Annotated in this window: 8 protein-coding genes and 1 pseudogene; 1 reads left to right on the top strand and 8 read right to left on the bottom strand. The window is 38.9% G+C overall.

The window, feature by feature from the left end:
- The 5 genes from CWATDRAFT_RS27605 to CWATDRAFT_RS27585 all read right to left on the bottom strand — a co-directional run.
- The coding region (locus tag CWATDRAFT_RS27605) for a hypothetical protein (protein WP_042712631.1) at positions 1-322 on the bottom strand (322 nt) is incomplete at its 3' end.
- Between the two features lie 253 nt (positions 323-575).
- Positions 576-1,709, bottom strand: coding sequence for a glycosyltransferase family 4 protein (locus CWATDRAFT_RS27600; protein ID WP_007308077.1), 1,134 nt, complete (start codon positions 1,707-1,709; stop codon positions 576-578).
- 125 nt (positions 1,710-1,834) lie between these two features.
- Positions 1,835-2,671 carry a DUF3598 family protein gene (locus CWATDRAFT_RS27595; protein ID WP_007308076.1) on the bottom strand — a complete coding sequence of 279 codons (837 nt, stop codon included), beginning with the start codon at positions 2,669-2,671 and terminating at the stop codon, positions 1,835-1,837.
- 167 nt (positions 2,672-2,838) lie between these two features.
- Positions 2,839-4,389 carry a bifunctional phosphoribosylaminoimidazolecarboxamide formyltransferase/IMP cyclohydrolase gene (gene purH / locus CWATDRAFT_RS27590; RefSeq protein WP_007308075.1) on the bottom strand — a complete coding sequence of 517 codons (1,551 nt, stop codon included), beginning with the start codon at positions 4,387-4,389 and terminating at the stop codon, positions 2,839-2,841.
- 151 nt (positions 4,390-4,540) lie between these two features.
- Positions 4,541-4,759 (bottom strand): DUF4327 family protein, encoded by a 219-nt coding sequence (locus tag CWATDRAFT_RS27585; RefSeq protein ID WP_042712629.1) that lies wholly within the window; start codon positions 4,757-4,759, stop codon positions 4,541-4,543.
- 441 nt (positions 4,760-5,200) lie between these two features.
- On the opposite strand from CWATDRAFT_RS27585, the gene CWATDRAFT_RS27580 reads away from it, so the two are divergent.
- Positions 5,201-6,319, top strand: coding sequence for a class I SAM-dependent methyltransferase (locus CWATDRAFT_RS27580; protein ID WP_007308078.1), 1,119 nt, complete (start codon positions 5,201-5,203; stop codon positions 6,317-6,319).
- Between the two features lie 70 nt (positions 6,320-6,389).
- Here CWATDRAFT_RS27580 and CWATDRAFT_RS40630 read toward each other — a convergent pair whose 3' ends face one another.
- From CWATDRAFT_RS40630 to CWATDRAFT_RS27570, 3 genes and pseudogenes are all read right to left on the bottom strand, one after another.
- Positions 6,390-6,950: a diguanylate cyclase gene (locus tag CWATDRAFT_RS40630; RefSeq protein WP_007308073.1), complete on the bottom strand. Its 561-nt coding sequence runs from the start codon at positions 6,948-6,950 to the stop codon at positions 6,390-6,392.
- The gene (locus CWATDRAFT_RS40625) at positions 6,947-7,840 is read right to left on the bottom strand and encodes a PAS domain-containing protein (RefSeq protein WP_007308072.1); all 894 of its coding nucleotides are present in this window, start codon (positions 7,838-7,840) and stop codon (positions 6,947-6,949) included. Before CWATDRAFT_RS40625 ends, CWATDRAFT_RS40630 begins: the two co-directional genes overlap by 4 nt.
- A gap of 2 nt (positions 7,841-7,842) precedes the next feature.
- Positions 7,843-8,295, bottom strand: a pseudogene (locus CWATDRAFT_RS27570) (CHASE domain-containing protein); the annotation flags it as partial.

The following is an 8,295-nucleotide window of genomic DNA, read 5'->3' as shown; positions in this document are numbered from 1 at the left end:
TTAATCTTGTATAGGCAATGGGGTTATTAAATGTGGGGTTTTGTTGTGCGTGAGCTTCGGCTATTTCTTTCAATGATTGGGCAACTATTGGGTATCTTTCCTCCCATTTTTTACATCCACTATTGACTGATTGTAATCCTAAACACACTATCCCAGTTCGTTTTTCATGTAATCCAAGTTGAACATTTTTTCTCCCCCAACCAAACACGATTTCGGTTTGTCTGGCACTTCCTCCACAATACTTGAGACACATTTCAGCTTGAAATGAACGACGCTCTGCTCCCGTCATTTTTGAGGCTGCTAAACGTAAATCATCGACCATCGAGGGGGTTAAGGGATTATTTGTCTGTTTTAGCTTCAATTTACTCTCTCTAATCTTTTTACCTCTTCATTTTAATCTATTTCTTCTGTTTTTTCAGACAAGCCAATTATGAAATTTTAAAGTTGTGTACCAAGATCCGCTAACTCTCTGTTCCTTTTATTTCTTGAAAGCCTTTAGTCCAAGCGATTACCCCCTATGGGAAAAGCTTTCTCGGAAATCACCTTACTGATAAGCCATTGGCATTCTTTTCACATTAAGCAACACGGGGTAAAACATCTTGATCAAGAACCGATTCATAGTAGCGTTTTAACTGACGAGTAGCCGCAGCCCATCCCCATTTTTCTGCCTCTTGTCGGGCATTGCTGCGTAGCTGTTCCCGTTCCTCTGTGGCTGCTAAAAGGCGTTTTGTAGCCATAATCGAGCCATTTGGGTCTGTGGGTTCAAATAGATAGCCATTCACCCCATCCGTAACAATATCAGGAATACCCCCAGAATTAGCTGCTACCACAGGACATCCAGCGGCCATGGCTTCCAATAAAACTAACCCCAACGTCTCCGTTGTGGAAGGGAAAACAAAGGCATCCGCCGAAGCAAAAGCTGAAGCCAATTCTAACCCTTGGAGGTAGCCGATAAAATGGGTCTGAGTCCCGGCAAAATTAGTCTCTAACGCCTCCCGATGGGGTCCATCTCCAACAATCGCCAAATGTGCCTCTGGAATAGCCTCTAGGATAGGTTTAATGCGATCTATTTGCTTCTCTGGCGAAACTCGTCCCACGTATAAAAGTAGGGGTTTTTCGGGGTTGCCTCCCGATAAACGCGATCGCATTTGTTTTGAGACTAAATGGGGTTGAAACATTTCTGTATCTACCCCTCTTTGCCAGAGATCCACCCGTTCAATATCATGAGTTTCTAAAGCTTCTACCATGGCCGTCGATGTGCAGAGGTTGAGACGGGCTTGGTTATGGGCTAATTTTAGCAGTTCCCAGAGTAATCCTTCTAAGGAACCTAAACCGTAATGTTGTAAATATTGGGGTAAATGAGTATGATAAGAAGCGACTAGGGGAATATTTAAGGTTTTAGCGAAATAAATACCCCCTAATCCCAAAACCGCAGGATTAACCACATGGATTAAATCAGGTTTAAATCTCTCTAATGCTTTACCCACTTGAGGAGTAGGAATGGCTAATTTTAACTCAGGATATAAAGGAAGAGGAATACCTTTAACGCCATGAATTTTTGCTCCTTTATGTTCTCTTAACCCACCGTCGGGGGAAAAAACTAAGACTTGATCCCCGTTGCGCTGTAAATGATCAACCGTATGCCGTAGACGGGTCACAATACCATCAATTTTAGGTAAGAAAGTTTCTGTGAATAGAGCAATTCGCATAGGATTTTCGATTTTCTTGCATAACCATCAATATAGTAGGCTATCTTGGGTCATTTGCGCCAAGAAAATGAACCATGAACAATGAACCATGAATAATTGTCATTGCTGAGGTACTCCGAATCTCTCTAATCAATTTTCTTTTCAATAACTAAAGTTGAACCGATCCATGCACCAGTTGCATCATAATTACGAATTAATCTTTGACGTTCTTTTTCATTAACTAACCAACCAACTTCTAAAAAGAAGGGTTTACGTAATTCTAATTTTAGGGGTGCATTGGTTGAACTCCCATCGGGTAACAATAAAATTTGTCTAGGATTATCTCCACTATTAAATACTAGCTTATTACCCTCAATACTGGCTGATGAAGTCAGGGTGGTTCCTGAAAAAGTTAACTGTTGTTGAATTTTATTATTATCAATTTTTTTGACTTCTAAACTGGTTTCAAATTTATCTGTAGGTCGAAGATCACGATAAGCAGTGTAAGCTTTTCCTTGCCATGTTCCTAGTAATTGTTCTAAGGTTAATGGAGGACGTTCTTGAGCATTACTACCACTACGGAATTCTCGAATTAAAGTAATACTTGAAAGCTCATTTTGACGGTCGTATAACAAGACACAACGTAAACGGCGATCGCCTTCAATAAATCCAAATTCTGATCCAAAATCGGCAAAAGGGGCTAATTGAAATGACCCTTTAGAGAAGGTTCCCGTCTCAAAGAAAATAATTTGTCTTCCCAAAGAACGGTATTCTTGTCCATAGTCTTGAGTGGGAGTTTCATCATAGCTATTGCCCCCAAAACGACGCAAACGAAACTTAACTAATTTATTGTCTTCTAACCCTTCTAAATTGATAATAGAAAGAGTAGAATCAAGTATTTCACCTTGGGGAGAAATTTTAGTAAACGATCCTCGCCATGCTCCGATATTTTTTAAGAAATTTTGCCAGTTATTTTCAGCCATTTTTTCAAGGTATTTTCTTATTCTCTTTATGTTTATGATACTCAATAATCAGACAAATTCCCAAGGTAATGACCTGAGTTCGGTGTTAGGAGTGAGGAGTTCAAAGTAGGGGTCAACGGCCGTTGACCCCTACTTTGTTAAGGAAAGAATATACTTTTCAGACTTACTTAATGGAGAAAATGACGCATTTTTGTCAAGACCATCACTAGCCCTAACTCATTGGCCGCAGCAATAGAGTCTTTATCCCGTAAAGAGCCGCCTGGTTGCACGATCGCCTGTATTCCAGCAGCAGCAGCAGTGCGTACAGAGTCGTCAAAGGGGAAGAAACCATCACTAGCAAGGTATCCCCCATTAGTTCCCTCTCCAGCTTCTTCTAGGGCAATTTTCACCGCCCCTACACGGTTCATTTGACCGGCACCAATACCTAAAGTAATGCGATTTTTGGTGACAACGATCGCATTTGATTTAACGTGCTTGGCTACTTTCCAGGCAAATAATAACTCCGCCAGTTGCTCAGGAGTTGGTTGCTTCTCTGTTACGATTTCCCAGTTATCCGGTACATCCACCGCATCATCTGAGTCTTGCACCAATAACCCGCCGGCGATCGCTTTTACGGTTTGCTTGGGTCCCTGGCTTAAATCAGGCAATAACAAGACCCTAACTTTGGCTTTTTTACTAATAATCTCCTTCGCTTCTTCTGTACAAGCTGGAGTTACCACACATTCTAAGAAGGTTTTAGTTAATTTCTCTGCTGTTTCCCCATCCAAGGGCTGATTTAAGGCCACAATCCCCCCAAAGGCGGAAATAGAGTCAGCGTTAAAGGCTTGTTCGTAGGCATCGGCTAAACTCCCGGCTACGGCTACCCCACAGGGGTTGGTATGTTTAAGAACGGCTGCTGCTGGTTCTTTCGGGTCAAATTCAGCAATAATCCGTCTGGCTGCTTCTAAATCTACTAAATTATTATAACTGAGTTCTTTTCCTTGCAATTGCGTTGCTGCCGTCCATCCTGTAGCCTTGCTTCCCCGTTGATACCAAGTGGCACTTTGATGGGGGTTTTCTCCATAACGCAGGGTTTGAAAGGCGGTTCCGGCAACGGTGTAACGACTGGGTAAGGTGGTGGTTTCCCCTGTGGAAAGACTGGCAAAATAATCGGCGATCGCTCCGTCATAGGCGTTGGTTAAGGCAAAGGTTTCTCCTGCCATTTTTTGCCGAAAATTTAAGGAGGCTTCCCCGTTATTATCCTTTAATTCTTGTAAGTAACTCTCGTAATATTTAGGATTGGATAAAACGGTGACATGGGCGAAATTTTTTGCTGAGGCACGGAGTAAAGTTGGCCCACCAATATCAATTTTCTCTATGGCTTCAGCTACTGTCACGTCTGCTTTAGCAATGGTTTCTTCAAATGGATAAAGATTAACCACCACTAAGTCAATGGGACGAATATCATTACTATCCATATCCTCTACATCTTGGGGTATCTCTCTACGGGACAAAATACCGCCATGAATGCGAGGATGGAGGGTTTTAACCCTACCCCCTAAAATTTCTGGGGAACCTGTGTAGTCACTAACTTTTGTAACTGTGAGTCCGGCTTCTTGTAGGGTTTTGGCCGTACCTCCACTACTGATTAATTCAAAATCAAATTCCTTGACTAATTGACGGGCTAATTCAACAATTCCTGTTTTATCCGATACACTCAGTAGGGCTAACCTTGCCATTGGGTCTTTATCTCTCAACTAAACATCCAATTAGCCCCATTATTATACGATTTAGCTTATTCTAAGCTAAAATAAATATTAACGATGGTGGGCAGGGATTGCCACTATTTTGCTCAAAATCAATCCTTGATTTAGCCCACCTGACAACGAGTTAATCGTTGTTCCAGTCTTGCGCTGGAATTATATCCCCAATACAATCTCTGAGTAAGAAGTCATTTCTTTCTAACTCGGTTTCAATACAGCGCCATTCCCCTGAAGGAAGATACTGACACAAGGTATAGATTCTTTGTTGTTTACCTAGTTTCCCTTGTTCCACTAGATGCAGTGCTTCATCTTTAATATCTTCTATGGTGTATCTTGTCACTAGGATAGCCCAATCCCTCCTTAAAGCGTTAACTCTAAAATAATGTTTAAATTTTGCTTAAATAGACTTGTAGAAAAAAAGTAAACTGACATAGGATTACCAGTTCCTAAAACTGGTTCACCCAACCGCTTGAGTATTTATTCCCTATTCATATTGTAGCCATTGTAACATTCCACTAGGAATAAAAAGATTAAGACTTAGTTAAACTTGGATTAAACAGCGGAAGCCTAAAGATTGGCAGAGAATTTCTTAAAAATTATTATTCATAAGAGCTTTTATGGCAGTTATGGCTATTTTTGATGCCCAAGAGTTAAAAATTAAATAATAGACAATCAAGATACCCATTCCTCTTGCATTCTCAAGAGACACCTTGATCTAATTTTTGAGATTGGATATACTTTAGAAAACTTTACAAATCTTTTTTCTCATTACTAAAAACTTTTTTCAATGCAATCTACCCCTAACCCTGATTTACTTTCACCATTTTCTGAAGCCCTGACTAAGTTTGCTTATCAAGGGTTCCAGCAAACTAAAAGTTTATTTAGTTTTGCTCATAAAAATATCAGCGATCGCTTGACAAATACGGTTATCCCCAGTCGTCAAGATATGACTTCTCCTCTTTCTCCTGAATTATTGTTAAAGTTACAAGAAAGTCGGAGTCAACTTTGTGAAATAGACTGGGAAGATGTCCAAAAAGGGATCTATCCTGTGGAAGTTTTATTTGATAGTTTCTTGCCAGATTTACTACGTTATTATCCTGAAATGTGGCTAGACTTACCCAAAATTTGGTCAAGATTGCAACGCAAAGAATATCAATCCTTTGCCGATGATATTGAGAAAGAAGGCTATCCCGGTTACTATTTACAAAACTTTCATCATCAAACCGATGGTTATCTCAGTGACTCCTCAGCTAATCTTTACGACTTACAGGTAGATATTCTTTTCAACGGGATAGCTGATGGGATGCGTCGTCGTATTCTTACCCCTTTAAAAGAAGGATTAACAACATTTTCCTCGGTTCCAGCTTACCAGATTAAAGTGTTAGACGTTGCTTGTGGAACCGGACGTACTTTAAAAGCACTTCGGGCAACCTTTCCTAAAGCGTCTTTATTCGGGGTTGACTTATCCCCTGCCTATTTGCGTAAAGCCAACCAACTCCTATCAGAAAACCCTCGGGAACTCCCCCAACTCAGCCATGCTAATGCAGAAGACTTACCCCATCCTGACAACTTTTTTCATGGGGTTAGTTGTGTGTTTCTCTTCCATGAGTTGCCTGGGTTTGCCCGTCAAGCAGTTATTGAGGAGTGTTTTCGGGTGACAAAACCTGGAGGGACATTCGTTATTTGCGATTCTATGCAGTTAGCGGATACTCCTGAATTTGAAGGAATGCTGAACAATTTTTCTGCTATGTTCCATGAACCCTATTATCAAGATTATATTAGAGATAAATTAGGGGAAAGATTAGAAAAAGCAGGGTTTGAATTACTGGAAACGCAACTACATTTTCTTAGTAAATACTGGGTTGCCCGTAAACCAGATTCAACTACCTTAATACAAAATAACTGAATGTCATGATAGTTACGGTAAGTGTTTTCATGAGCAAAAAAATCAAAATTATTGTTCTTGACGCAAATATTTATTGATAATTATTTTGAATGCCTTCAAGGCGATCGCGTCCTTGTTTTTTAGCCTCATACAAGGCTTCATCCACTTGATCGACAAAGGACATCATGTTTTCTTGCAAAGAGGGCATGATAGTTCCTACCCCTAAACTGATGGTGACATAAGGTTTAACATCAGAGACTTGATGAGGTATTTTTACACTGCGAAGGGAGTCTAAAATTCTTTGAGCAACCTCCTTTGCTCCGTCATAGGGAGTGTCTGGTAAGATAAGGGCAAACTCCTCTCCTCCATAACGTGCCACCAAATCAGCAGGGCGAAAGGTTGATTTAGCGATAATGGTTGCCACTTTCTTGAGACAATCATCACCACCTAAATGCCCATACTTGTCATTATAGCGTTTAAAGTAATCAATATCCCCCAAAATCAGAGATAAAGGTTTTTGCTCTCTGCTTAAACGTCGCCATTCTTTCTCTAAAGTTTCATCGAAACAGCGACGGTTAGCAACTTGTGTTAAGCCATCCATATTTGCTAAACGATATAATTTTTGATTGAGTTCATGTAATTCTCGATTCATTTTCTGTAGAGATGCTTTATATCTTTGTTGGGTTTCATTAGCTTTTTTTTGTCAGTCACATCTGTTTGTACACCCAGATAATAAAGAATGTTTCCTGACTCATCTTTGATAGGAGATAAGGACATTTCATTCCAAAATAATGAACCATCTTTACGATAATTTCTCAGAGTAACATGACAAGATTCTCCCTTCTGTAAACAATCACGAATCTGTTCAAGTTCAGGTTGTTGATCATCGCTTCCTTGTAAAAAACGACAGTTTTTTCCAGTTACTTCCTGCAAGGAATATCCTGTCATGATTTCAAACCCGGGGTTAACATAAATAATCGGATAATCAGAAGCGGTAGCATCGGTAATAACAATACTATTATTGGTAGCGGCGATCGCTTGATATAATAAGTGAGATTCTAGGGGAATTTGTTGATGTACTGGTTGAGAATTTTCTATTATTTTTAGCTTTTTTACCAAGTTTTTGTTCTCTTTTTTTACTTCTTTTAGTTTTAAACTAACTTTTAGTTGAGTTTCTATTCTCACCAACAATTCTTCTTGTTGACAAGGCTTGATAATATAGTCTGTCCCTCCTATTTCAAAGGCTTTAATCTTATCTGATAATTCGTCAAAATCTCTTAAAAATATAATAGGAACATCAGTAGTTTTATCTTGCATTTTTAGTTGCTTACAAACTTGATAATCATCTACTCTATCTAGATTCATACCTAATAAAATCAAATCAGGAATTTCTGCTTCTACTGCAATCAAAGCCATTTCTCCATCAATAGCTTGTCTCACTTTATAACCTTGTTCTTCAAGAACTTTAGACAATAATTTTAGACTTTCGATCTGATTTTCAGCAATGAGAATATCTGCTTTTTTGTTTGTATTGGTATTCATAATTAATCAATTAATGGTTCAATAATTTCTCTAATTTGACGGTAATTAAAATTATTTACTAATTCCCTCATACTGTTGATAATTGAATCATGACGCTCAGGAATTTGTTGAATTAACTCTTCTAAAAGACTTCTATTCCCTGAACTTGCAGCCGAGTAAACTTCTTTAAGCCATTGGGAAGACATCATTTTTAAAGTAGTATAATTTAAGCTTTTTACAATTTTCCTTGTACTAATCATTTCTACTTCTTCATTATTCCACAGATAAGAAACACCTAGATAGAAGTTTATTTTCTCCAAAATTAAATCCATAGAAAATGGTTTATAAAGACAATCATCACACCATATTTGTAATTGCTCTCTTTGACTTTCTTCTAGTTTCCCTGATGCTATCCCAACAATTGTTATCTGGTTTAGGGTTTGGATATTCTTAATCTCATTTACTATTTGATTATT

Source organism: Crocosphaera watsonii WH 8501, assembly GCF_000167195.1.
Taxonomy (GTDB): domain Bacteria; phylum Cyanobacteriota; class Cyanobacteriia; order Cyanobacteriales; family Microcystaceae; genus Crocosphaera; species Crocosphaera watsonii.
The sequence above is the reverse complement of the archived record's forward strand: the minus strand, read 5'-3'. Positions and strand labels throughout refer to the sequence as shown.

Bases quoted from the DNA above. Each gene is read 5' to 3' on its own strand.
- CWATDRAFT_RS40625 (WP_007308072.1), bottom strand. From the start codon at position 7,840: ATGAATACCAATACAAACAAAAAAGCAGATATTCTCATTGCTGAAAAT.
- CWATDRAFT_RS27600 (WP_007308077.1), bottom strand. From the start codon at position 1,709: ATGCGAATTGCTCTATTCACAGAAACTTTCTTACCTAAAATTGATGGT.
- CWATDRAFT_RS27595 (WP_007308076.1), bottom strand. From the start codon at position 2,671: ATGGCTGAAAATAACTGGCAAAATTTCTTAAAAAATATCGGAGCATGG.
- purH (WP_007308075.1), bottom strand. From the start codon at position 4,389: ATGGCAAGGTTAGCCCTACTGAGTGTATCGGATAAAACAGGAATTGTT.
- CWATDRAFT_RS40630 (WP_007308073.1), bottom strand. From the start codon at position 6,950: ATGAATCGAGAATTACATGAACTCAATCAAAAATTATATCGTTTAGCA.
- CWATDRAFT_RS27580 (WP_007308078.1), top strand. From the start codon at position 5,201: ATGCAATCTACCCCTAACCCTGATTTACTTTCACCATTTTCTGAAGCC.